Source organism: Phreatobacter aquaticus (genome assembly GCF_005160265.1).
GTDB classification, from domain to species: domain Bacteria; phylum Pseudomonadota; class Alphaproteobacteria; order Rhizobiales; family Phreatobacteraceae; genus Phreatobacter; species Phreatobacter aquaticus.
Genome location: NZ_CP039865.1, coordinates 4,176,014 through 4,200,295, shown reverse-complemented (window position 1 = coordinate 4,200,295; position 24,282 = coordinate 4,176,014). Strand labels below are relative to the sequence as shown.

22 protein-coding genes are annotated in these 24,282 nt (G+C 66.2%); 20 read left to right on the top strand and 2 right to left on the bottom strand.

The window, feature by feature from the left end; translation table 11 throughout:
* Positions 1–61 precede the first annotated feature (61 nt).
* The 9 genes from E8L99_RS19930 (at position 62) to E8L99_RS19890 (ending at position 11,297) form a co-directional block, all read left to right on the top strand.
* Positions 62–1,525 (top strand): AMP-binding protein, encoded by a 1,464-nt coding sequence (locus E8L99_RS19930; protein WP_391527500.1) that lies wholly within the window; start codon positions 62–64, stop codon positions 1,523–1,525.
* A gap of 1 nt (position 1,526) precedes the next feature.
* On the top strand, positions 1,527–2,810 hold the full coding sequence (locus tag E8L99_RS19925; protein WP_137101189.1) for a type III PLP-dependent enzyme: 1,284 nt from the start codon (positions 1,527–1,529) through the stop codon (positions 2,808–2,810).
* Positions 2,811–3,150: 340 nt separating this feature from the next.
* Positions 3,151–4,704, top strand: a complete 1,554-nt coding sequence (locus tag E8L99_RS19920) for an ABC transporter substrate-binding protein (RefSeq protein WP_137101188.1) — start codon at positions 3,151–3,153, stop codon at positions 4,702–4,704.
* 45 nt (positions 4,705–4,749) lie between these two features.
* On the top strand, positions 4,750–6,354 hold the full coding sequence (locus E8L99_RS19915) for an AMP-binding protein (RefSeq protein WP_137101187.1): 1,605 nt from the start codon (positions 4,750–4,752) through the stop codon (positions 6,352–6,354).
* A gap of 3 nt (positions 6,355–6,357) precedes the next feature.
* Positions 6,358–7,344, top strand: coding sequence for an ABC transporter ATP-binding protein (locus tag E8L99_RS19910; protein ID WP_137101186.1), 987 nt, complete (start codon positions 6,358–6,360; stop codon positions 7,342–7,344).
* A complete protein-coding gene (locus tag E8L99_RS19905) occupies positions 7,344–8,321 on the top strand; it encodes an ABC transporter ATP-binding protein (protein WP_137101185.1) in 978 nt (325 codons plus the stop codon). The genes E8L99_RS19910 and E8L99_RS19905 overlap by 1 nt, the downstream gene beginning before the upstream one ends.
* The gene (locus tag E8L99_RS19900; protein WP_137101184.1) at positions 8,318–9,280 is read left to right on the top strand and encodes an ABC transporter permease; all 963 of its coding nucleotides are present in this window, start codon (positions 8,318–8,320) and stop codon (positions 9,278–9,280) included. Before E8L99_RS19905 ends, E8L99_RS19900 begins: the two co-directional genes overlap by 4 nt.
* Positions 9,277–10,101, top strand: a complete 825-nt coding sequence (locus E8L99_RS19895) for an ABC transporter permease (RefSeq protein ID WP_137101183.1) — start codon at positions 9,277–9,279, stop codon at positions 10,099–10,101. Before E8L99_RS19900 ends, E8L99_RS19895 begins: the two co-directional genes overlap by 4 nt.
* 26 nt (positions 10,102–10,127) lie before the next feature.
* Entirely contained in the window at positions 10,128–11,297 is a 1,170-nt protein-coding gene (locus E8L99_RS19890; protein WP_168201747.1) for an acyl-CoA thioesterase, read from the top strand.
* A 6-nt stretch (positions 11,298–11,303) separates the two neighbouring features.
* On the opposite strand, the gene E8L99_RS19885 is transcribed toward E8L99_RS19890, so the two are convergent.
* A complete protein-coding gene (locus E8L99_RS19885) occupies positions 11,304–12,119 on the bottom strand; it encodes an IclR family transcriptional regulator (protein ID WP_168201746.1) in 816 nt (271 codons plus the stop codon).
* A gap of 142 nt (positions 12,120–12,261) precedes the next feature.
* On the opposite strand from E8L99_RS19885, the gene E8L99_RS19880 reads away from it, so the two are divergent.
* From E8L99_RS19880 to E8L99_RS19830, 11 genes are all read left to right on the top strand, one after another.
* Positions 12,262–13,161, top strand: coding sequence for an MBL fold metallo-hydrolase (locus E8L99_RS19880; RefSeq protein WP_137101180.1), 900 nt, complete (start codon positions 12,262–12,264; stop codon positions 13,159–13,161).
* Positions 13,158–14,762 (top strand): FAD-binding oxidoreductase, encoded by a 1,605-nt coding sequence (locus tag E8L99_RS19875; protein ID WP_215907023.1) that lies wholly within the window; start codon positions 13,158–13,160, stop codon positions 14,760–14,762. Before E8L99_RS19880 ends, E8L99_RS19875 begins: the two co-directional genes overlap by 4 nt.
* A 28-nt stretch (positions 14,763–14,790) precedes the next feature.
* Positions 14,791–16,047 (top strand): 3-isopropylmalate dehydratase large subunit, encoded by a 1,257-nt coding sequence (locus tag E8L99_RS19870; RefSeq protein WP_137101179.1) that lies wholly within the window; start codon positions 14,791–14,793, stop codon positions 16,045–16,047.
* Positions 16,048–16,055: 8 nt separating this feature from the next.
* On the top strand, positions 16,056–16,559 hold the full coding sequence (locus tag E8L99_RS19865; RefSeq protein ID WP_137101178.1) for a 3-isopropylmalate dehydratase small subunit: 504 nt from the start codon (positions 16,056–16,058) through the stop codon (positions 16,557–16,559).
* A 26-nt stretch (positions 16,560–16,585) separates the two neighbouring features.
* The gene (locus E8L99_RS19860) at positions 16,586–17,449 is read left to right on the top strand and encodes an isocitrate lyase/PEP mutase family protein (protein ID WP_137101177.1); all 864 of its coding nucleotides are present in this window, start codon (positions 16,586–16,588) and stop codon (positions 17,447–17,449) included.
* Between the two features lie 38 nt (positions 17,450–17,487).
* The gene (locus E8L99_RS19855; RefSeq protein WP_137101176.1) at positions 17,488–18,621 is read left to right on the top strand and encodes an ABC transporter substrate-binding protein; all 1,134 of its coding nucleotides are present in this window, start codon (positions 17,488–17,490) and stop codon (positions 18,619–18,621) included.
* Positions 18,622–18,730: 109 nt separating this feature from the next.
* Positions 18,731–19,459, top strand: a complete 729-nt coding sequence (locus E8L99_RS19850) for a branched-chain amino acid ABC transporter permease (protein ID WP_137101175.1) — start codon at positions 18,731–18,733, stop codon at positions 19,457–19,459.
* Between the two features lie 148 nt (positions 19,460–19,607).
* Positions 19,608–20,558, top strand: a complete 951-nt coding sequence (locus tag E8L99_RS19845) for a branched-chain amino acid ABC transporter permease (protein ID WP_137101174.1) — start codon at positions 19,608–19,610, stop codon at positions 20,556–20,558.
* Positions 20,555–21,334: an ABC transporter ATP-binding protein gene (locus E8L99_RS19840; RefSeq protein ID WP_137101173.1), complete on the top strand. Its 780-nt coding sequence runs from the start codon at positions 20,555–20,557 to the stop codon at positions 21,332–21,334. Before E8L99_RS19845 ends, E8L99_RS19840 begins: the two co-directional genes overlap by 4 nt.
* Positions 21,327–22,034, top strand: coding sequence for an ABC transporter ATP-binding protein (locus E8L99_RS19835; RefSeq protein ID WP_137101172.1), 708 nt, complete (start codon positions 21,327–21,329; stop codon positions 22,032–22,034). The genes E8L99_RS19840 and E8L99_RS19835 overlap by 8 nt, the downstream gene beginning before the upstream one ends.
* 13 nt (positions 22,035–22,047) lie before the next feature.
* Complete coding sequence (locus E8L99_RS19830) at positions 22,048–23,619, top strand: alpha/beta fold hydrolase (protein WP_137101171.1); 1,572 nt, start codon at positions 22,048–22,050, stop codon at positions 23,617–23,619.
* On the opposite strand, the gene E8L99_RS19825 is transcribed toward E8L99_RS19830, so the two are convergent.
* Entirely contained in the window at positions 23,616–24,254 is a 639-nt protein-coding gene (locus tag E8L99_RS19825; RefSeq protein WP_137101170.1) for an SDR family oxidoreductase, read from the bottom strand. The two genes, E8L99_RS19830 and E8L99_RS19825, sit on opposite strands and share 4 nt — an antisense overlap.
* Positions 24,255–24,282: the final 28 nt, after the last annotated feature.

The window sequence follows — 24,282 nt, the reverse complement described above, 5'->3', positions numbered from 1 at the left end:
CGAGCCGGTCCTGGTCCATCATCTGCTGGCGCGTGAGACAGGCGGCGCCGGCCGACCGGCGCTGATCGACGGCGACCGGACGATGACCCGCGAAGAGCTGCAGGGTGCCGCAGCCATATGCGCCGGGCGCCTCGCCGGTGCCGGCCTCGAGCGCGGCGACCGCGTGGCGATCGCACTGCCGAAAAGCCTCGAGGAATGCTGGGCGATCTTCGGAACCAGTCTCGCCGGTGGCGTGTTCGTGCCGGTCAACGTGCTGTTGAAACCGCAACAGGTCCGCCACATCCTTGCCGATTGCGGCGCCCGGATCCTGCTCACCAGCGAGGCGCTTGCAGCGTCTCTTGGCCCGGGCCTGGCGGGGCTCGACATCGTCATCATGACCGTCGATGGCGCTGACTGGCAGGCCGCGCCGGTGGCGTCGCTGCCCGCCGACGGAATCGGCGAGGACCTTGCCGCCATTCTCTACACGTCCGGATCGACGGGACGGCCGAAGGGCGTGATGCTCAGCCATCGCAACCTCGTCGCCGGCACGCGCATCGTGCGCACCTATCTCGGCATCAATGCCGAGGACCGGATACTCTCGTTGCTGCCGTTCAGTTTCGATTACGGGCTGAACCAGCTGCTGACGGCGGTGGAGCAGGGCGGACTGGTGGTTCTGCTGACCTTCCAATTCGGCGACCAGATCGTCCGCGCCATCCGGGACCACGGCATTACCGGGTTGGCCGGCGTGCCGACCATCTGGGCGATCCTCACCCGCGCCACGCCGTCGCTGGCGCGCACCGCCTTGCCGAGCCTGCGCTACATCACCAATTCGGGCGGCGCCGTGCCGACCGACACCGTGCGGCGGCTGCGCGAGCGGCTGCCCGATACCCGGATCTTCCTGATGTATGGGCTGACGGAGGCCTTTCGCTCGACCTATCTGCCACCGGATGAGATCGACCGGCGTCCGGGCTCCATCGGCAAGGCCATCCCCGAATGCGAGGTCTTCGCCGTCACCGCCGAAGGCCGCCCGGTCAAGCCCGGCGAGGCGGGCATTCTGGTGCATCGCGGGCCGACCGTATCGCTGGGCTATTGGGGCAAGCCGGAGGCAACCGCCGAGGTGCTGAAGCCGCATCCCTTCATTCCCGCCGACAGGGGCGGCGATATGGTCTGTTATTCCGGCGACCTGGTGACGCAGGACGGGGATGGCTACTTCTATTTCGTCGCGCGCAACGACACGATGATCAAGTCGTCGGGCCACAGGATCAGTTCGACCGAGGTCGAGGAATGCCTGATGGGCCTCGCGCCGTTCCAGCAGGTGGCCGTGATCGGACTGCCCGACCCGTTCGCCGGGCAGAAGGTTCATGCGGTGGCGGTGGCCTCTGAACCGGTGGACCCCGCCGTGGTACTCGGTCGCGCGGCCGACCATCTGCCGCCCTACATGGTGCCGCGCGCAATCGAGCTGGTCGCGAGCCTGCCCGTGACGCCGAATGGCAAGGTCGATTATGTCGGCCTGGTCGCTGAGCGCATCCAGCCGGGTGGGGCCTGACATGAGCTCCGGCCAGCCAATTCCGCTCGCCGAGCAGCTGATCGCCAGCCAGTTCTCTGTGCGCGGTGCGGACCTGATGATCGGCGGTGTCGCCGCGCGTGATCTCGCCGACCAGTTCGGGACGCCGCTCTATGTCTATGATGCGGGCCTGATCCGCCGGACCTGTCGGGACTTGGCCGCGGCGCTCGATGGCTTTGCCGAGATCCATTTTTCCATCAAGGCCAATCCGAATCCGGCGGTTATCGCTGTGCTGTTGGAGGAGGGAGCGGGCCTCGAGATCGCCTCGCTCGGCGAGTTCCGGGCGGCCCTTGCCGCAGGCGCCGATCCTGCGCGCATCCTGTTCGCCGGTCCGGGCAAGCGCGCTGACGAGATTGATGCGGTTGTCGCGGCGGGGATCGGCGAGATCCATCTGGAGACCGAGGAAGAGATCGGGCGCGTTGCGGCTGCTGGTGCACGGCATGGCCGTCGTGTCGCGGTCTCGATCCGGGTCAACCCGGTTGCCGAAGCCCAGGGCGGTGCCATGCGCATGGGCGGCAAGCCCGCACCCTTCGGTTTCGACGAAGAGGCGATCGGTCCGGTCGTCGACCGGATCATGGCTCTGCCGGATCTCGATCTGCAGGGCGTGCACATGTTCGCCGGCACGCAGATCCTCGATGCAGGCGTTCTCGCCACGCAATGGCGCCACGGTCTTGAGGTCGCGGCCAGCGTTGCACGCCATGCCGGACGGCCGCTCCGCGCCATCGATCTCGGCGGTGGGCTGGGCATTCCCTATTTCACCGGCGAGATGGCGCTGGATCTCGCCCACCTCAAGAGCGAGGTGGCGGCGCTGACCGCCTTCAAGCAGGCCGAACCGCTCATCCGCGACGCCCGGACACTGATTGAGCCCGGCCGCTATCTGGTCGGTCCGGCCGGTGTCTACCTGATGGCCGTCAACGCGGCGAAGATGTCGCGCGGACAGCGCTTCCTGATCATGGATGGCGGGATGCACCACCATCTCGCGGCCTCCGGCAATCTCGGGCAGATCGTCAAGCGCGACTACCCCATCGTCGCAGCGAACCGGATGGGTGAAGGGGCCTTCGAGCCGGCTGTCGTCGTGGGCCCCCTCTGCACGCCGCTGGATACGTTGGCGCGCAAGGCGATGTTGCCTGCGATGGTCGCCGACGACCTGATTGCCGTGCTTCAGTCAGGTGCCTATGGCCTCAGCGCGAGCCCAGCCGGCTTCCTGAGCCATCCTGCACCGGCCGAAGTGCTGGTCGATCAGGCAGGCGCACGCCGCATCGCCTGAGGTCCCACCGGCGGGCAAGCCACGGCGAGGGGGCTGCGACGGATCGTTGCAGCCCTGTCGCTCCGACACCGGTCTTTCGGCCGATAGGGCGGAGTGGGAAGCGGGTCAAGCCGAACAAGTGATCGATCAGATGATCAGCAATCTGCGCTCAAACGGTTCGAATGGCGCCGGATCGTGCCCTCATTCCGGCTTTGACCGCTTGTCCTGCACGTGAGCCTCACCGCGCGCAGAGGGTCCACATGATCGTGTCATCAGATGACACAAAGATTGTCTGTTGACATAATTGCACCTGCTGCTGTTTCCTTCCCTCCAATAAATCAAGAATTACGGGAGGAATGACATGAGCTTGGCATCAGGCAATCTCGACTCTTTCGCGCTCAATCGCCGCAATCTGCTGCTGACGGCTGGTACTGCGCTCCTCACGCCTTCGCAGGTCTTCGCGCAGGCCGCGCGGAAGGGCGGAACGCTCAAGATCGCGGCACCGCATAATCCATCGACGCTCGATCCGATGACCGGCCGATCCGGTCCCGACCATGCCTATCTCTACGCGTTGTTCGACAGCCTGATCGAATGGGACTTCGTGTCGCTGACGCCGAAGCCTGGCCTTGCCGAGTCCTGGGCCTATCCGGACCCGAAGACGCTGGTCCTGAAACTGCGGTCGGGCGTGAAATTCCATGACGGCTCGGCGCTCGACGCCGCGGCGGTGAAACAGAACCTCGAATGGGGCCTGACGGACCAGCGGTCGGCCGTGAAGGTGGATCTCGCGTCGATCGCCTCCATCGAGGTGCGCGGACCGCTTGAAGTCGCGCTGCTGCTGAAGGTTGCCGACACGTCGCTGCCGCTGACGCTCTCCGACCGTGCCGGCATGATGCGCTCGCCGAAGGCGGTCGCCGAGAAGGGGCAGGGCCACGATCGCTCGCCTGTCGGCAGCGGCGCCTACAAGTTCGTCAGTTGGGCCGACAATGACCGTGTCGTGCTGGTGCGCAATGCCGATTACTGGAAGCAGGGCGAGCCCGGTCCTGATGGCATCGAGCTCAAGATCATCAGCGAGCCGCAGACAGCGCTTCGCTCGGTGATCGCGGGCGAGAACGATTTCACTTATTACGTCCCGCCGCAGCAGAAGGTGGTGGCCGAGCGCGCCCGCAACATCGTCACCAATGTCGGCCCGTCGCTGCAGGTCGGCATGCTCTACTTCAACTATGGGCGCGGCCCGCTGACAGACCTGCGGGTGCGCCAGGCCGTCAATCATGCCGTGGATCGTGCAACTTACATCCGCGCGACCGCCGCGGGCCTCGGCGAAGTCGCCGACATGGCGCTGCCGAAGGCGCACTGGGCCTATGCCCCCGAGCTTGCCGGTCACTACAAGCATGATCCCGAGAAGGCCAAGGCACTCCTGAAGGAGGCCGGCCATCCTGACGGCATCGAGCTCCACCTGATCGCCTGGAACGACCAGGTGTCGCGCCAGCGGACTGAAGTGCTCCTCGAAATGTTCCGCAAGGCCAATATCCGCATCAAGCTGAGCACCGGGTCGGGCGTCGATACGGCCGGCCAGTTCTTCGGCAAGCAGGAAGGCGACATGCACCTGTCGTTCTGGACCGGCCGCCCCGATCCGTCGCTGACCTACGGGCTGATGTTCGCCGAGGGTTCCTTCTTCAATGCCGGTCGCGGCGCGACGCCGGGCCTCGCCGACGCGCTCGCTGAAGCCAAGGCCGGTGCCACGATCGAGGCGCGCAAGGCGTCCTTCGTCAAGGTGCAGCGCATCGTCACCGAGGCGGCGCTCTACTGCCCGATCATGTTCGACGTGCAGCTCGTGGTGCATGCCCAGAAGGTGAATGGCTACCGCCCGAACCTGATCGGCAAGCCCAAATTCGAAGGCGTATCGCTCAGTGCCTGACGACCGGCACTGGCGGGGCTCGCGGATGTGATGGCGATCGACGGAATGACGAGCCCCCACGCCGATCCGCGGATACCCCCCTCAGAAACCTGCGTCCTGCGCTACCTTCTGGAAGCGCAGGCTCGGGAGAATGCCGACCGCGTCTATGCAGTGTTCGATGGCGGTCTCAACTGGTCCTATGCCGATACCCTCAGAGAGGTTCGCCGCACCGCGGCGGGCCTGGCTGCGCTCGGCGTTCGCCAGGACGACAAGGTGCTGATCTGGCTGCCGCACGGGCCGATGGCGCTGCGCGTCTGGTTTGCGATCAACTACCTCGGCGCGGTCGCGGTGCCGATCAACCTCGCCTACAAGGGCAGCCTGCTGGAGCGCGTGATCGACAATTCCGATGCGCGTTTGATGGTGGCGCAGGGCGATCTGGTCGGGCGTTTGGCCGATATCGATCGGGCGCAGGTGACCGATGTCGTGTCGGTCGGGGAGGCGGGTCCGTGCTCCGGACTGCGCATCGTTCGCGAACAGGTCCTGGACGAAGCCGGCGATGAGCCGCCGCCGCTGGAGCGTCCGATCCAGCCCTACGACCTGCAGGTCATCCTCTATACGTCGGGAACGACCGGTCCCTCCAAGGGCGTGCTCTGTTCCTATCTCCATGTCTGGACCGCCGGTCAGAACGTCTATTTTCTCGGCCGCGACGACCGCTACATGGTCAATCTGCCGCTCGCCCATGTGTCCGGCGTGCTGCCCTGCGTCCTCATGCTGTCGCTCGGCGGTTCCGTCTCCATCGTCGAGCGGTTCCGCACCGACCGGTTCTGGGAACAGATCAACGAGACCGAGACGACCTTCGTCATCCTGCTCGGCGCCATGGCGAGCTTCCTCATGTCGCGGCCGGTGACTCCGGCCGAGCGCGACAATTGCCTGAGGACGATCATCCTCCTGCCGTTCGACACCGATACGACGCCGATCCGTCAGCGCTTCGGGGTGAACGTCCACACGTCCTTCAATATGACGGAAATCTGCTGCCCTATCATGTCGGCGCCCAATCCGACGGCGCTCGGCTCCTGCGGGCGGCTGCGACCGGGCTTCGAGGCGCGCATCGTCGACGCCTACGATTGCGAGGTCGGCATGGGCGAGGTGGGCGAGCTGATTCTGCGCTCGGATCGGCCCTGGGCGTTTAGCCATGGCTATTACAAGAACCCGGAAGCGACCGCGGAGGCCTGGCGCAACGGCTGGTTCCATACCGGCGACGGGTTCCGGCGCGACGGCGACGGCAATTTCTACTTCGTCGACCGGCTGAAGGACACGATCCGCCGGCGCGGCGAGAACATCTCCTCCTTCGAGGTCGAGGCCGATATCCTCGCCCATCCCGCGATCCAGGAAGCCGCCGTGGTCGCCGTGCCGAGCGACGTCGGCGAGCATGAGGTGCTGGCAACCATCGCGCTCCGGCCGGGCCATCAGCTCGATCCTGCCGATCTGATCGCGTTCCTGCGGCCGCGCATGGCCCATTTCATGGTGCCGCGCTTCATCCGTATCGTCTCCGAATTGCCGAAGACCCCGACGCTCAAGGTGGAGAAGCATCTCCTGCGCAAGGAGGGGCTGGCGGCAAGCGGCGTGTGGGACCGCGAGGCGGCCGGCATCAAGATCACGCGGGAGTCCTGAGCCATGGCAGACCCGCTTCTGTCGGTCAGGGGGCTCGGCGTGTTCTTCGGCGAAGGCCGCAACGAACTGCAGATCACCCGCGACATCGGCTTCGACATTGCGCGCGGCGAGCGGGTTGGCCTGGTTGGCGAAAGCGGCTGCGGCAAGACGGTGACGGGCCTCGCGCTGACCCGCCTGCTGCCCGACCGCCTCTGCCGCATCGCAGGCTCCGCGATCCTCGGGGATGACGACATCCTGGCGCTGCCGGAAAGCCGGATGCGCAATGTGCGCGGGCGGCGGATCGGCATGATCTTCCAGGAGCCGATGAGCGCGCTCGATCCGGTCTTCACCGTCGGCGAGCAGATCATCGAGTGCATTGTTGCCCATTTCGGGGTGCCGAAGACCGAGGCGCGAACGCGCGCGATCGAGGTGCTGCGCTCGGTCGGCATTCCCTTGCCGGAGAAGCGCGTCGATCAATATCCGCATGAATTGTCGGGCGGCTTGCGCCAGCGCGCGATGATCGCCATCGCGCTCGCCGCCGAGCCCGAAATCATCATCGCCGACGAGCCGACGACGGCTCTAGACGTGACGATCCAGGCACAGATTCTCGCTCTCTTGCGCGATCTCAGCGCCCGGACCGGCACTGCGATGGTGTTCATCACCCACGATCTCGGCGTGGTGGCCGAATGCTGCGACCGGGTGATCGTCATGTATGCCGGCGAGATCGTCGAGGATGCGCCGGTCGATGCACTGCTCGAACATCCGATGCATCCCTATACCTCGGCATTGCTCGGCTCGATCCCCCGGCATGGCAAGGCGCATGGCCGCCTGACGTCGATTCCGGGACGGGTGCCGGCCGCAGCCGACATGCCTGGGGGATGCCGTTTCGCGCCCCGCTGCGCCCATGCGATCGCCTCCTGCCAGGCCCCGCAACAGCTCGAGACGATTGGCGATCACCGTGTGCGCTGCTGCCGGGCTTCTGAGCTTGCGCTGGCCGGGGCGGTGGCGTGATGACAGCCTCTCCCAGCGCCGAACTGGTCGCGGTCGATGCCCTCGCAGTGGAGTTTCGCATCGGCGAGAGCCAGCAGGTATTGCGCGCGGTCGATGGTGTCAGCTTCACCATCCGCCGGGGCGAGACGCTGGGCATCATCGGTGAATCCGGCTCCGGCAAGTCGACGGTCGCGCGCAGCCTTGTCTGCCTTCAGAAGCCGGCGGCAGGCCGGCTGACCCTGGCGGGTGAAGATCCCTGGGCGATGCGTCCGCGCCAGCTCCGCGCCTTCCGGTCCAGGTTCCAGATCGTCTTCCAGGACCCGAATGCCGCGCTCGACCCACGCTTCACGATCCTCGATTCGATCACCGAGCCGCTGGAGATCCGCGGTGGGCTTTCGCGGGCCGAATGCCGCGACCGCGCGGTGGCGCTCATGGAGAAAGTTGGCCTGTCCCCAGCGCAGGCCGAGCGCTACCCGCACGAACTGTCGGGCGGACAGAAGCAGCGCGCCAACATCGCCCGTGCGCTGACGCTCAGGCCGGACCTGCTGGTCTGCGACGAGGTGACGGCGGCGCTGGATGTGTCGATCCAGGCCGACATCATCAACCTGCTGGTGGACATGCAGCAGGATTTCGCCCTGACCTATGTGTTCATCACCCACGATCTGTCGATCGCTGCCTATGTCAGCGACCGGATCGCCGTCATGTATCTCGGCGTCTTCGTCGAGATCGGCACGTCCGACGATGTGACCGGCCGGCCGCTTCATCCCTACACCAGGGCGCTGACCGAATCCGCGCCGGAGCCGCTGCCGGCCCATCTGCGCCGGCCCGCAGCAGCGCCGCTGGTCGGCGAGATCCCGAGCCCGCTTGCCCCACCGTCCGGCTGCCGCTTCCGGACGCGCTGTCCGATTGCCCAGGCCACGTGCGCCGAGACGGTGCCTGCCTTGCGCGAACTCCGGCCCGGCCAGTTTGTCGCCTGCCATTTCGCGGAGGCCTCATGACGGCGCGCGATCGCTTCCGGATGATCGGGCGCCGCACGCTGCAATTCGTGCCGGTGCTGATCCTGTCGACACTCGTTGTGTTCAGTCTGTTGCAACTTGTGCCCGGCGATCCCGCGATCACGCTGGCCGGCGAGAGCGCGAGCCCCGCTCGCATCGCCGAGATCCGACAGATGTACGGTCTCGATCAGCCGCTGCCGATGCAATATGTGCAATGGGTCGGCAAGGTGGTGCGCGGCGACCTGTCCAACTCGCTTCTGTCGAGCGAGAAGGTCTCCACGCTGATCGCCCAGCGCTTTCCGAGCACGCTGCTGATCGTCGTGCTGGCTGTGCTGATCTCGCTCGCCATCGGCATTCCGCTGGGCATCGCGGCGGCGACGCGCGAGGGCTCGAGGACCGATATCGCGATCACCACGCTCACCTCGGTCGGCATCGCACTGCCGAGCTTCTGGCTCGCCATGATCCTGGTCGCCTGGCTCGCGCTCGACTGGCAATGGTTCCCGGCAACCGGCTCGCGCGCCTTCAGCGAGGATCCACTGGGTGCGCTTCGCCATGCCATCCTGCCGGCGCTGGCCCTGGCGGCTGGCGGCATCGCCGAAGTGACGCGCCAACTGCGCTCGTCGCTCATCGCCATCCGGTCATCCCAGTTCATGCGGACGCTGCGGGCGAAGGGCCTGTCGCCGACGCGGATCGTCTGGGTTCACGGGCTGAAGAACGTTGCGGTCAATCTCCTGACCGTCACCGGCCTGCTGATCAACCGCACGCTGGGCGCAACCGTTGTCATCGAGGCCGTCTTCGCCATTCCCGGCATCGGCAGCCTGATGGTCAATGCGGCCGTGAACAAGGACTTCCCCGTAGTCCAGGGGCTCACCCTGATGCTAGTCGTCCTGGTGATCGCGGTGAACCTCGCTATCGACATCGCCTACACCTTCGTCGATCCGCGGCTGGGGCGTAAGCCATGACCCGCAGCCTGTTCCGCGATCTCCGCACCGTGCTGAGCCTTGGCTATCTCGGCTTCATCCTTGCCCTGTCGGTCCTGGCGCCGCTGATCGCGCCCTATTCGCCGATCGCGCAGGATTTCTCCCAGATGCTGGCAGAGCCCTCGCTCGCCCATCCCCTGGGGACCGACGATCTCGGCCGCGACGTGCTGAGCCGCCTGATTTATGGGGCGTGGCCGTCGATCTATGGCAGCGTGCTGGCGGTGGCCATTGCCTGCGTGATCGGTGTCCCGGTCGGGCTGATCGCCGGCTTCATCGGCGGCTGGGTGGACGACGCACTGGGGCGGCTGATCGACACGGTTCTGTCGTTCCCGGCTATCATGCTGGCCGTGGCGATCACGGGCGCGCTCGGCGTCGGCCTCACCAATGGCATGATTGCTGTTGGTATCGTGTTCTCGCCACTGCTGGCGCGCCTCGTGCGGGCGCAGACGCTGGTGGTGAAGCACGAGCTCTATGTCGATGCCGCCCTGTGCTTTGGGGCAGGACCTCTGCACATCATCCGGCGGCATATCCTGCCCAATGCCATCCAGCCCGTCATCGTGCAGGTGTCGCTGCTGCTGGCCGGTGCGCTGCTGGCGGAGGCCTCGCTGAGCTTTCTCGGGCTCGGCGTCCAGGCGCCCGATCCGAGCTGGGGGGCGATGCTGGCCCGCGCCTACCAGTACATGGAGATCGCACCGATCCAGATGTATCCGGCGGGTCTCGCGATCCTCCTGACCGCGCTCGCTTTCAACGCGCTTGGCGAGACCATGCGGGTTGCGCTCGACCCGGCGCTCAGGCGGCGATGACAACATCCAACAAGGGGGAGGGGATCGTGAGCGACCACCATCTGATCCAGACCATCGTGCGCCGCGCCCAGGCCGGCGCGGATCATCGGCTGACGGCGGAAGCCGCTGCGAGCCTCGCGGTGGATGCGCTGGCGGTTCATCTCGCGGGACAGCGCTTCTCCGTGACCGGCGTGTCGGTTGCTCGCCAGCAGGCGGCGCTGCCGAAGACCGGCGACGTCGTGGCGTGCAGCCTTGAGAGCGCTGAGGGCGCGCGCCTGAGGCTTCTGGTCGGCGGTCAGGCGGGAGCCGCCTATGCGGCCGACGTCTCGTGGAGCGTGACCGGGGAGGGCGCCTCAGCGCCGCAAATGGCTGTCGATCCGGCGCTTCCTCCGATCGCCGCCACCCGCACCATGCGCATGGACCATTGCGACCAGGCGGGCCACGTCAATGTCCAGGTGTTTCTGGAATTGGTCGATGATGCCATTGCGGCTCTCGCCGGCCGATCCGGGCTGTGGGCTGCGCTGAAGGTCATCGAGGCCCGCGTGCAGTTCAAGTCGGAACTGTTCTGCGGCGATGCCGTCGTGGTGCGTTCCGGCGTCCGGCAGGTATCGAGCGAGAGTGCCGACATCGTCCATGGCCTGTTTCATCTGGCGAGCGGCCGGCTGGCCGCGGTGGTCGAGACGCGATGTGGTGTGGCCAGTGCTGCCGATCTTGCTGCCTTGGGTGCACTCTCCGAGGCCTGGGCCGTGCTGCCCGCGGCCCGCCCGCCGGCCGATCCACGCCCACCGGGGGCGCCGTCTTCAAACGCCATCGAAAGCTGCCGTGCTACGATCGATGCCTGGGATGTCGACCCGGACGACAACGCCAGCATGCGCGGCATCATCCAGCTCTGTTCCACGGGCGCGCGCCAGTTCCTGGGGGCCATCGGGCTCGACGGGCTACGCTTTGCCCGGGAGAAGATCACGGTCGCGGCCGTCGACTACCTTGTCAGCCTGCCAATCCGCCCCAGGCTCGGCCAGAACGTGGTTCTGCGCACGGTGCCGCTCGGGTTCTCGGCAAAATCCATGCGTTTCTGCCACTACATTCTCGATGCCGATACCGGAGCGGTGTTCGGCACCGTCGAGATCGTCGGCGTCATGCTGGACCTGGCGACGCATCAGTCCACCACGATTCCAACGGATGTGGCGGACACGCTGAAACGGTTGACTGCAGCCTGATCGTTCTCAGCTTTGCGCGGCGTGGAGCACGGTCTGGATCTGGTGGGCCGCCGCCTTGAGACGGTCGAGATGGGCGGGCTTTCCCCGGCGCACCATCTGCGGTGTCAGGCCGGCGATCGATATGGCGCAGATCAACTGGCCCTTGGCGTCGAGGATCGGCACCGCCAAGGCTGTCAGCCCGACCATCACGTCGTCGACGGCGAGGTCCCAGCCGCGCTGCTTGACCAGGGCCAGATATTGCTTGAGGCCGGCGATATCGAGCCGGCTTTTCGGCGTCATCGGGCTCGGCGGCTGATGGGCAAGCGCATGGTCGATTTCGGCCTCGCTCTGCCAGGACAGCAGCACCTTCGGCGCGCCGCCGCAGTTCAAGGGCAGGGTGCCGCCAACCGACCACCACCGCACTTCCATGCCGTTCATGTCGTGGACGCGTTCGAGACAGACAGCCTGATGGTCGCGATAGACCGACAGGAAGGCGGTGATCTGGAGTTCGGCCGCAAGCTCGGAGAGCTCCGGCACGACGATGCTGCGCAGATCGAATTCCACCACGACGCCGGCGGCCAGCGTCCGGATCGCGCGCCCCAGGCCATAGCGCTGGGTGATCGGGTCCTGCACGATGAAGCCATCGGTCATCAGCGTCATGAGCAGGCGGCGGGTGGTGCCCTTGTCGAGCCCGGTCGCCTTGGTGATCTCGGCCAGCGTCTGCAGACCGTGGCCCTCGAAACACTTGAGGATCGCCATGGCGCGCTGCACCGAGCGGACCAGCGGCACGCTGCCGTCCCGGTCATTGTCGTCCTGATCTTTCATGCCTGCCTGGATCGCCACGCTGAGCCCTCCGCTCGTCCTGACAGCAGATGCCACAATGGTCAATCGTGTCAATAGGTGACACGCAGATTGCGTGTTGACATAAAGGGCGCGTTTGATGTTTGTTTGGAGCAAGTAAAAAAGATCATATGGGAGGCAGTGCGTGACCAAGGTGGCCATCGGCGATTTCGCCGTGTCCCGTGTCGAGGAAATGCTGACGCCGGGCTTCGATCCCGCGTTCCTGTTTCCGCGCTTTGACGCCGCCGTGCTCACGGATCACACCGAGTTGACCGATCCACGCTTCTTCGACCGCGCCTCCGGTCGCCTGATGTCGAGCATGCAGTCCTGGCTGGTGCGGCGCGGCGACGACGTGATCCTGATCGATACCGGCTGCGGCAACGGCAAGACGCGCTCGGCGCCGGCCTTCAAGCGCTTCCATCAGCTCGATCTGCCCTATCTCGACAATCTGGCCCGTGCCGGCGTCACGCCCGAGCAGGTGACGATGGTGATCAACACCCATCTCCATGTCGACCATGTCGGCTGGAACACCACCCTCGACGCCAAGGGAAACTGGGTGCCGACCTTCCCGAATGCCCGCTATGTCTGGGGCCGGGTGGAGACCGCCCATTGGCTGGATCTTCCCGATGGCCTGAAAGCCCAGCCGGAAGCCTTCGAGACTGTTGCGGATTCGGTGAGGCCCATTCGCGACGCGGGGCTCGTCGACCTTGTCGATGATGGCGACGAGATCCTGCCGGGTGTGTCGTTCAGGGCGGCTCCCGGCCACACGATCGGCCAGATGCAGGTCTGGCTCGAATCCAAGGGGCAGACCGGCATCTTCACCGCCGACTGCCTGCACCAGCCGATTCAGGTCTACCGCCCGGAATGGAGCACCTGCTTCTGCGAGGACCCCGACGGGGCCATCGCGACGCGCGACGTGCTCTTGAAGGTCGCGGCCGAGCGGGACGCGGTGCTGTTTCCCTCGCATTTCGGGGCACCCCATGCCGGCCGGATCGGCCTGCGTCCGGGCGGCTACCGTTTCATCCCCTTGACCGAGGCTGCATGACCATGGCCGCAACAGCCGAACGCCTCCAGCCCGATGCGGCCGCCCAGTTCCTGGCGGCGCTCGCCCAGCAGATCGGTGCCGAAAACGTCCTGTCGGACGCCGCGAGCCGCACCTATTACGCCAATGACATCTTCTGGCAGCCGGGCATCGAGCCGCTGGCGATCGCGCTGGCCAATTCGGCCGAGGATGTCGCGGCGACGGTTGGTCTCGCTTCGCGTGCCGGCATTGCCATCGTGCCGCGCGGTGGCGGCATGTCCTACACCAAGGGCTATCTGCCGGAGCGCGCCGGATCGGTCGTCATCGATGCCCGCAAGCTCAACCGCATTGTCGAGGTCAACGCCGCCGACATGTATGTGACGGTGGAAGCCGGTTGCACCTGGGCCGAGGTCAACGAGGCGATCGAAGGGACTGGGCTGCGCACGGGCTATTGGGGTCCGCTCTCGGGCATGAAGGCGACCGTCGGTGGGGCGCTATCGCAGAACAGCGCCTTCTTCGGCTCGGCACGCCACGGCACGGTGGCGGAAGCCGTGCTGGGCGTCACTGTCGTGCTGGCTGATGGGTCTCTGGTCACGACGGGATCGGGCGGCCGCAAAGGCACGAAGCCGTTCACGCGGGAAGGGGGCCCGGACCTCACCGGCCTGTTCCTCGGCGACAATGGCGCGCTCGGCGTGAAAGTGTCTGCGACGCTCCGGCTCTATCCTCGTCCAGCCGAGGTCGGCCATCTGTCCTTCGGCTTCAAATCGCTGCAGGACATGGCGGCGGCCCAGGTCGCGATGGTGCCGCTCCGCGCCGTCTCGGAAGGCTTCGGCATCGACCGCACCAAGGTTGAGCACTCCGCGAGCGTCAACAAGCTGATGGATGGAGTGAAGACGCTCGGCAATGTGGCGCGCGCCGGCTCCTCGCTCATGGCGGGTCTGAAGGAAGCGGCCAAGGTCGCCACAGCTGGCACGGCTTTCCTGAAAGAGCATGCCTTCACGCTGCACCTCGTCGTCGAGGGGCACAGCAAGCCCGAATTCGATCATGCCATGGCCGAGGTGAGGGCGGTCGGAAAGCGCTTCGGCACCGAGATCGAGAACACGGTGCCGAAGGTCATGCGCTCCAAGCCCTTCGGCCTGCCGCGCGGCATGCTGGGCAAGGACGGCGAGCGCTGGGTTCCGATCCACGGCGTGTTCCCGCTGTCGGCCGCGGCCGAGGTCTGCGCCGCCAACGACGCCTATTTCGCCGGGCGCGCCGCCTTCATGGCCGAGCACGGCATCCTCTATTCCGTGATGAGCATGACGGTCGGCAACGAGTTCTTCCTCGAGCCCGCCTTCTACTGGCTCGACGAGATCACGCCGCTCCATGCCCGCACCCTCGGCGACGACGTGGTGCGGCCCTGGGCCGATCGTCCCGGCAATCCGGTTGCCCGCGCAGCGGTCGCCGACCTTCGGCGCGGGACCCAGGAACTCTATGCGGGCCTCGGCGGCGTCAGCTGGCAGGTCGCCCGCGACTATCCGTTCCGTGACGTGCTGAAGCCCGAGACCTTCGCGCTTCTCTCCGCCGTCAAACGTGCCGTCGATCCGCAGGGGCTGATGAACCCCGGTTCGCTCGGCCTTTCCTGACATCCCTGATCATATCGAGGCCCGCACCATGGGATATACGATCGCCGAAAAGATCCTGGCCCGCGCCGCAGGGCTGCCGCATGTGAAGGCCGGCGACGAGGTCATGGCGAAGCCCGACTTCGTCATCGCCTATGACTTTCCGGGCTACACGGACGTCTATTTCAAGTCGATGAAAGAGGATTTCGGCATCGAGCGGGTGCCGGATCCCGAGCGCTACGCGATCTTCATCGACCACATGATTCCGGCGACCAGCCCCAAGGAAGAAGAGCTGCACATCATCACGCGCAACTGGTGCGCGGAGAACAAGGTGCCGCTGTTCGAGCGCAAGGGCATCGGCCATCAGGTGGCGGCGGAAGTCGGCTATGCGACGCCCGGCGCCTTTGTCGTCCATTTCGACGGCCATGTCAGCCAGCTCGGCACATTCGGCACGCTCGCCATGGGCATCCGCCGCAACATTCTGGAAGCCTTCGTCCGTGAGCGCATCTCGATCAAGGTGCCGCAGACGGTGCGCGTCAACCTGCGCGGCAAGCTGTCGCCGGGCGTGATGGCGCGCGACGTGTTCCACCATCTGGTGCGCGAGATGGGTTCGGCCTCGTGCCGCTTCCAGGTGCTGGAACTCGGCGGCCCGGGTGTCGATTCCCTCACCACCGAGGGCCTCCAAGTGATCACCGGCCTTGCCATGTTCACCGGCGCGCTGACAGCCATCGTCAATCCCGACAAGGCGCGGCTCGACTACGCCCTGCCGCGGGCCCGCATCAAGCTCGATCCGGTCTACAGCGACGAGGATGCCACCTATTCGGCCGTCTATGACATCGATCTCGACGGGCTGGAGCCGGTGGTGGTCATTCCGCCGACGCCGTCTAACACCCGCAACCTCGTCGATTATGCCGGCCTCGAAGTGCAGACCGGCTATCTTGGCTCATGCGCCTCGGGCCGGGTCGAGGATCTCAGGATCGCGGCGCAGGTGCTGCGCGGACGCCAGGTGAAGCCCGGCTTCCAGCTCAACATCGTGCCGACCAGCCAGGAGATCATGGCGGCTGCCGCGCGCGAGGGGCTGATCGAGATCCTGGTGGAGGCGGGCGCCTTCATCTCCTCGTCGAGCTGCGATTTCTGCTTCGGCCGCATCGCCACCATGACCGCGGGACAGCGGGCGGTCTCCACCGGCACGCTCAACGTGCGCGGGCGCATGGGCAGTCCTGACTCGGAAATCTACCTCTGCAGCGCCGCGTCGGTGGCAGCCTCCGCCATCGAAGGCGCGATCGCCGATCCCCGCAAGTATCTGTGAGGCCCGCCATGTCGCTCAAGAACCTCCGCGGACGCGTCGCCTTCATCTTCGAGGAACTTGATTTCGACGTCGACCAGATCGTCGGCGTCAAGAACATCAAGATCACCGACATCAACGAGCTGGCGGATGCCGCCATGCAGTCCTACGACCCGGATTTCCGCGCAAAAGTGAAGCCGGGCGACATCCTCGTCGGCAACCACAATTTTGGTTACGGCCACCCGCATTATCCGCCGATGCGCGCCATGCGCCATCTCGGCATCACCGGCATGGTCGCCGAGAGCTTCTCGCCCGGCTACTGGCGCGGCGAGATCAGCATGGGCTTCCCGCAGGCAAGCTGCCCCGGGATCCTCGGCCTGGTGCAGCGCTGGGACGAGATCGAGCTCGACTGGCAGGCGGGCGTCATCCGCAATCTCACGCGCGGCACCGAACTGCCGATCGAGCCGCTCGCCCTTGCCGACCAGCGCATGCTCGAGGCAGGCGGCCTCGTGCCCTACCTCAAGACCTATTCCTGAACCCGACCATCACCGGAGCTGACACCATGGCCCTTACTCCCAATTTCCGCGCCCGCGTCGTCAACCAGAAGACGGTCTGGTCGGCGGGCGCCTATGACGCCTTGTCCGCCAAGTTCATCCAGGCCGCCGGTTTCGATGCGGTGATGACCTCGGGCTTCGGCGTCTCGGCCTCCTTCCTGGGGCAGCCGGATGCCGAGCTCTACACGATGTCGGAAAACCTCTCGGTGGTGCGCAATGTCACGAGCTCCGTGACGATCCCGGTCATCGCCGATATCGACACAGGCTATGGCAACGCCATCAACGTGATGCGCACGGTCCGCGAATTCGAGGCGGCCGGCGTCTCGGCCGTCATCCTCGAGGATCAGGTCGCGCCCAAGCGCTGCCCGATCTGCGTCGGCGGTGTCGAAGTGATCCCGATGGACGAGGCGGTCGCCAAGATCCAGGCTGCTGCCGCTGCCCGGCGCGACCCCAACATGCTGATCATCGCGCGTACCGACGTGGTGGATGAGGCTGCTGCCATCGAGCGCGGCAAGGCTTATGTCGCCGCAGGCGCGGACATCATCCAGCCGATCTCCAAGTGCTTCAAGTCGATCGAGGGCCTGCGCGCCATGCGCCAGGGCTGCGGCGTGCCGCTGTCGCTGCAGGTGCTGGGCTGGCTCGAGCGCGACCTGTCGCCGGCCGAGATCGAGAGCGTTGCCGGCATGGCGACCTTCGCCCTCGTGCCGCTGATGACGGTGGCGCAGGCGCTGACCGAGAACCTCAAGGTGCTGGCCCAGACCAAGAGCTCCAAGGGCCTGCCGCGCCCGACCATGGGCCACGAACCGTTCATCGAGTTCATCGGCTTCGGTGAAGTCGAGGAAATGCAGAAGAAGTATCTGATCAACCGCTGAACGGTTGACCAGCCAACGAAAAAACCAGGGAGGACACCATGTTGAAATGGATGAAGGCCGGACTTCTGGCGGGCGCGCTCGCGCTTGGCCTCGTTGCGGCGAATGACGCCCGTGCGCAGGGACAGCCGCCGATCAAGATTGCCGCGATCGTGCCGTTGTCGGGCGCCGGCGCCTTTGATGGACAGCTGGCGCTGGAAGGCATGAAGGCCGAGGTCGCGCTGATCAATGCCAGCGGCGGCGTGATCGGCCGGCAGATCGAACTGGTCGTCTATGACGACAAGGGCACGCCGGAAGAGGGTGTTGCTGCAGCCCAGCGCGCGATCGAGCAGGACAAGGTCGACCTCATCGTCGGCGGCTGGTTCTCGGCCGTCGCGCTGGCGATGAAGGAAGTCACCCGCGACAAGATCATCACGATCATGACCTCGGCCCAGCATCCCGATGTCACCGCCAAGGGCCATCGCTACCTGTTCCGCCTGAACGCGACCTCGTCGATGATGTCGACCCGCTATTCGCAGGAGATCTGCACGCGGATCCGGCCGAAATCGATCGCCTTCATCACCATCAATGACGATTTCGGTCGTCTCGAGGTGGAGAACTACACCCGTCTCTTGACCGCCTGCGGCATCGAGGTGAAGGGCAATGAGTTCTACAACCGCAACGACACCGACTTCAACGTGGCGCTGACCAAGCTGCGTGCGCTCAATGCGGACGCGATCTACGTCTCGGCGATCAACACCTCGCAGGGCGCGACCATCTACCGCCAGGCTCGCCAGGCCGGTTTCCGCGGCACGCTGGTGGCGTCCGCCGGCAACATGAACCCGAAGCTGGTCGAGCTCTCGGGTCGTGCGCTGGACGGGGTCTATTCGATCTCGCTCTATGCGCCTGACAGCGGCAATCCGATGCTCGACGCATGGACCCGCCAGTATCGCTCGACCTTCCAGAACCAGCCGGCTTTCATCGGCACTCTGGGCGGACAGGCCGTGCGCGTTCTGGCGACCGCCGTGCAGGCGGCTGGCTCGTCACGCGACTACGACAAGATCGCCGCAGCACTTCGGGGGCCGACGCTGCCGACGCTCCTCGGCGACATCAAGTTCGACGACAACGGGCAGGCCCAGCAGAACCTTTATCTGGTGCGCGTGCAGAACGGCGACATCACGACCGTCCGCCAGTGATCGGTGACGAGGCCGGCTCGGTCCGGCCTCGTCCTTTCCCCCATCCCACACTGCAGCCTTCCGCCTCCAGGGCGGAAGGCCCCCGCATGCCACTCCTGAAAGGCCCGCCATGGACCTGTCCCTTCTCGCCCAGCAGATCGTCAACGGCCTCGTCAACGGGATGAACTATGTCGTCATCTCGACAGGCCTGACGCTGGTGTTCGGCGTTCTCCGGGTGATCAATTTCGCCCATGGCGAGTTCTACATGCTCGGCGCCTTCCTGACCTATTACGCCATGACCCTGATGGGGCTCAGCTACATTCCGGCCGTATTGGTCGCGACGATCCTGGTCGGCGCCTCAGGCATCATCGTCAACAATCTGGTGTTCTGGCCGCTGCGCAAAACGCACGAGTTCACCATCCTGTTGTCCAGCCTCGGTATTTCGCTCCTGATCACCAACATGTCCGAGCTCGGTTTCGGCCATGATCCGAAGTATCTGAACAGCCCCTTCGCCGACGAGATCCTGGAATTCGGCCCGATCGTCATCACCCAGCAGCGCGCGCTGGTCTTCGGTGTCGCGATCGTGGCGCTCGCCTTCACCTATGCGGCGATCCGCTATACGATCTTCGGCAAGATGATGCGCGCCACCGCGCAGAACCCGGAAGGCGCGGCGCTGACCGGCATCAACATCCGCTTCGTCCATACGCTGACATTCGTGCTCGCCTGCGGCCTCGCCGGCCTGTCGGGTGCGGTCGTTGGTCCGCTCGCCATGATCTTTCCGACCGTCGGCAGTTGGGCCGTGCTGAAGGGCTTCACGGTCGTCATCCTTGGCGGGCTCGGCAGCGTGCAGGGGCCCTGATCGGTGGCCTGGCGCTCGGCGTCGTCGAGGCGCTGGCTGGCGGCTACATCTCGCTCGGCTTCATGGAGGCGGTGGGCTACGCGACCATCATCCTGGTGCTGCTGTGGCGGCCACAGGGGTTGTTCGGCCAGGCTCAGGGAGTGGGTCGATGAACTCCCGTCCTGTCATCATTGCGGTCGCCGCGGGCGGCCTCGCGGTCCTGCCGCTTCTGACCAGCAACACCTATTTCCACCATGTCATGGTGATGTGGCTGATGTTCTCGCTGCTGGCGCTGAGCCTCAACATCATCATCGGCTATCTCGGCGAGCTCAGCTTCGCCCATGCCGCCTTCTTCGGGGTGGGCGCCTATGCGTCCACGCTGATCACCATGCAGGCCGGCGCGCCGATCCTGATCGGGCTCGTGGTGGCGGCTCTGATCGCGGGCCTGCTCGGCTTTGCCATCGGCTATGTGTCGCTCAGGATCGTCGGGCCGCAGTTTGCCATCCTGACGCTCGGCTTCGGCTCGATCATCTACACGGTGACCAATTACTGGGTGGATCTCACCCGCGGCCCGATGGGGATCGCCAACATCCCGCGCATCCATGTGCCGGGCTATGGCGAGCTCACCGAGGCGCGCGAGGTCTTCTACCTCATGCTCATCGTGGTGGCGGCGCTCTGCTATGCCTGCCACGCGCTGATGGCGAGCCGCACCGGCCGCGCATTCCTCGCCGCGCGCGAGAACGCGCCGCTGGCCGCCTCCATCGGCATCAACGTGTTCATGATGAAGCTGCTCGGCTTCGTGGTGGCGACCGCGGTTGCCGGCATCGCCGGCGGCTTCTACGCCCATTATCTGCGCGTCATCACGCCGGAACTGATGAGCCTGCACTATGTGGCGGCCCTCATTATCATGGTTATCGTCGGCGGGCGCGGCACAATCGTGGGGCCGATCCTCGGCGCACTGATCTATGTGGTGCTGCTCGAACTGCTGCGCAGCTTCGGGACGCTGCGCCTCGTCATCTTCGCGGGCCTGCTCACCTTCTCGGTGATCTTCCTGCCCGACGGCATCGTCTCGCTCTGGCAACGGGTGCGAACCAAACCCAGCGGGGAGGCCCAGCCATGAGCGCGCCCCTGCTTCTCGAGGCCCAGGCGCTCACGCGCGCCTTTGGCGGCCTCGTCGCGGTCAATTCCGTGACCTTCAGCGTCGCCGAGGGCGAGATCGTCGGCCTGATCGGGCCGAATGGCGCGGGCAAGACGACCGTGTTCAACATGCTCGCCGGCTCGATGGAGCCGACCAGCGGCACGATCCGCTTCGACGGCGCCGATGTCACCGGCATGGAACCGCACGACCGGGCGCGCCTCGGCATTGCCCGCACCTTCCAGATCACCAGTATCTTCCCGGCCCTGACGGTTCGGGAGAATGTCGAGGCTGCGACCTACCGGGCCTATCGCACCGGCTGGCTCGGATCCTTCTTCCGCACCAAGGCCTGGCGTGACGAGGAAGCCTCCGCGGCCGCCTCGGCGGAAGAGATCATGGCGTTCTGCGATCTAGCCGACAGGGCCGAGGTCAAGGGCGAGGCGCTCTCCTATGGTGCGCAGCGGCGCCTGGAAGTGGCGATCGCGCTCGCCACCAAGCCGCGCCTCCTGCTGCTCGATGAGCCGGCCGCCGGCCTCAATCCGGAAGAGGGCCAGCGCCTCGTCGCGATGATCCAGAAGGTGCGTCAGAGCGGCGTCACCGTGCTTCTCGTGGAGCATCACATGCGGGTGGTGATGGGGGTCTGCGACCGCATTGTCGTGCTCGACCATGGGACCAGGATCGCCGAAGGCGCGCCGGCCGAGGTTGCGGCCAATCCGGAGGTGATCCGGGTCTATCTCGGCCGGGAGGCCGCCCATGCTTGAGATCACTGACCTCCACGTGCGCTATGGCCGCAAGGCCGTGCTGCACGGCGTATCGCTCACCGTTGCCAAGGGCGAGATCGTCACGCTGATCGGCTCGAACGGCGCCGGCAAGACGACGCTCTTGAAGACCATATCCGGCCTGCTGCAGCCGGCCTCCGGCGATATTCGCCTGGAAGGTCAATCGATTGCAGCCCAGGCGCCGCACAAGATCATCGAGAGCGGCATTGTCCATGTGCCCGAGGGGCGGCTTCTGTTCCCGGACATGTCGGTGCGCGAGCATCTCGATCTCGGCGCGATCCGGGCCAGACCCGATGCGCCACCAATCGCGGACCGGCTCAACGAGGTCTTCGAGCTGTTCCCGATCCTTGCCGAACGGCAGGCGCAGAAGGGCGGCTCGCTCAGCGGCGGGCAGCAGCAGATGCTGGCCTTTGCCCGCGCCATGATGGCGGCGCCACGCTTCCTGATGCTGGACGAGCCGACGCTGGGCCTGGCCCCGGTCATGATCGACCAGTTGTCGGATGCCATCACCAAGCTGCATCGCAGTGGCATCACGCTGTTGATCGTGGAGCAGCGCGTGGACCTCGCGCTGGCGCTTGCCGACCGGGGCTATGTCATGCAGACGGGCTCGGTGGTGATGACCGGCGACGCCAAGACGCTGCTGGCCGATCCCGGCATCAAGGCGGCGTTCCTCGGGATCTAGTTCGGAGAACGCCGTGGCCATCCCGCACTATCTGACGCTGCCGACCGGCCAGATGCGTGTCTGGCGTGCCGGCGAGGGGCCTGCCGTCGTCGTTCTGCCGGGGCTCACCGAGGCGGCTGCCACCGCCGCCGACAGGGTGGCTGCGGTCCTGCCGGGCCACGCCATCACGGCGCTGGAATGGCCGGGGATCGGCGGCTCAGCCGGGCTGCAAGTCTCCACGATCAGGCAGGTTTCGGCTCTGATTGGCGCGGCTATCGACGCTCTCGGGCTCGGCGATGCGCCGGGGATCGCCATCGATCTCGCTGCTCCTGTTGCCCGCGTGCTGGCCAGCAAGGGCCAGGCTTGGCTTCTGATTCAGGAACCGCGGGCAAAGGCCTGGGCGGGAAGGGGTTTTGCCCCCGGCGATCTCACGCCACGCGGCGACGGGACGCATCTGACGGCGCTCTGGGCGCATCTGCGGAACTCCTGCCTGCTCGATCCGGCTGATCCGGTGCGACCGGATTTCACCGGAGGTCCGCTGGCGACACCTGAAGAGCTTGATCTGGCTGTGATTTCGGCCTCCGTCGATGGGCCGGCCTATGCCCGCCTGTGGGACATTCTGGCCGGAGCCGTCGTGGAACAGGACGGAGACCTCGCTCCGGTCCGAACGGCGACCATGGCCGAGGCCGTTGCGGCTATCGGCGCGCTGCCAAACCGCCCCGCTGCCGGGTCCTTGCCAGCGACCGCACCCCTGCCGAGCGGCATCTGGTGCGACCATGCCGATATCGCGAATGCCCGCCTGCATGTCCGCCACTGCGGCACCGCCGTTCGCCCGCTGATGATCCTGCAATCGGCGCCGGGCTCGACCGCGCCGCTCGCCGAGGTGATCGAGGGGCTTGGCCAGATCCGTCATGTGGTGGCGCCCGACTATCCCGGCAACGGGGATTCCTCGAAACCTGACGGCAAGGTCGACATCGCATCGCTCGCCCGCTCCATGCTGGCGGCAGCCGATGCGATGGGGTTCGATGAGCTCGATCTCTGGGGCACCCATACCGGCGCGGTGGTGGCGCTGGAAATGGCGCTGATCGCGCCTGAGCGCATCGGCCGCATGGTGATGGAAGCGCCGCCCATCCTGCCGGCGGCCTTCACCGCCGATATCCTCGACAATTACCTGCCGCCGATCCGGCCCGACCGCTGGGGGCTGCACCTCCAGCAGGCCTGGAACATGCGCCGAGACATGTTCCTGTTCTGGCCCTGGTACAACCATCAGAGGGCGGCGCTGCGGCCGCTCGGCCTTCCGGATGCCCGGTTCCTGCATGACTGGACCATCGGGCTCCTGAAGAGCGGGCGCACCTATGACCGGTCCTATCGCGCGGCCTTCGAGTACCACACCGCCGAGCGCCTGCCGCATCTGACTGTTCCGGCGCTGATCACGGCGGGCCCGGCCGACATGCTGGCTGAGGGGCTCGCCAAGCTCAGGGACATCGCGCCGGCCTGTGTCGAGGTTGCCTCCACGCCTGCGACCGTCTGGTATCCGAACCAGCCGGCGGAGGCCCGCGCCGAGACGATTGCGATCTACACCCGGTTCCTCGACGGCGCGGCCTAGCCCCGGCCGCTAACGGGGAGGGCGGCCCCGGTGATGCCGCTGGCGCGGTCGCTCAGCAGGTAGGCGACGGCTTCCGCTACCTCGGCTGGCTGCACCCATTTCGACACATCCGCATCGGGCATGTCGGCGCGGTTTTGCGGCGTGTCGATCGTGCCGGGCAGGATGGCATTGACCCGGATGCCCTCCGGCTTCAGCTCCTCGGCGAAGCTCTCGACCATACGGATCACACCGGCTTTCGACGCGGCATAGGCCGCCATGCCGCTGCCGGCCTTGAGGCCTGCACCGGCAGCGATCGCCGCCAGGCTGCCGCGCCCTGCCGCCCGCATGGGGACGATTGCCGCGCGGAAGATGTTGAGCGTGGTCAGCGTGTTGAGCCGGAACATCTTCTCCCAGAGCTCGGGCGCGCTGTCGGCAATCGGTGCCCAGGCGAAGCCGCCGACGGTGTGGATGACGCCGTCGATCCGGCCATGGCGGGCAAGCGTGTCGGCCACCAGCTTCTCGCAGGAGGCGGGGTCCATCAGGTCGATGCCGGTTCCGCGATCGACTGCGATCACGGTTGATCCGCCGTCACCCAGCACCTTGACGATGGCGCTGCCGACATTGCCGGCGGCGCCGGTGACGATGATGACAGGCATAGCGTCTCCCGGGTTGAAGATGGCGTCC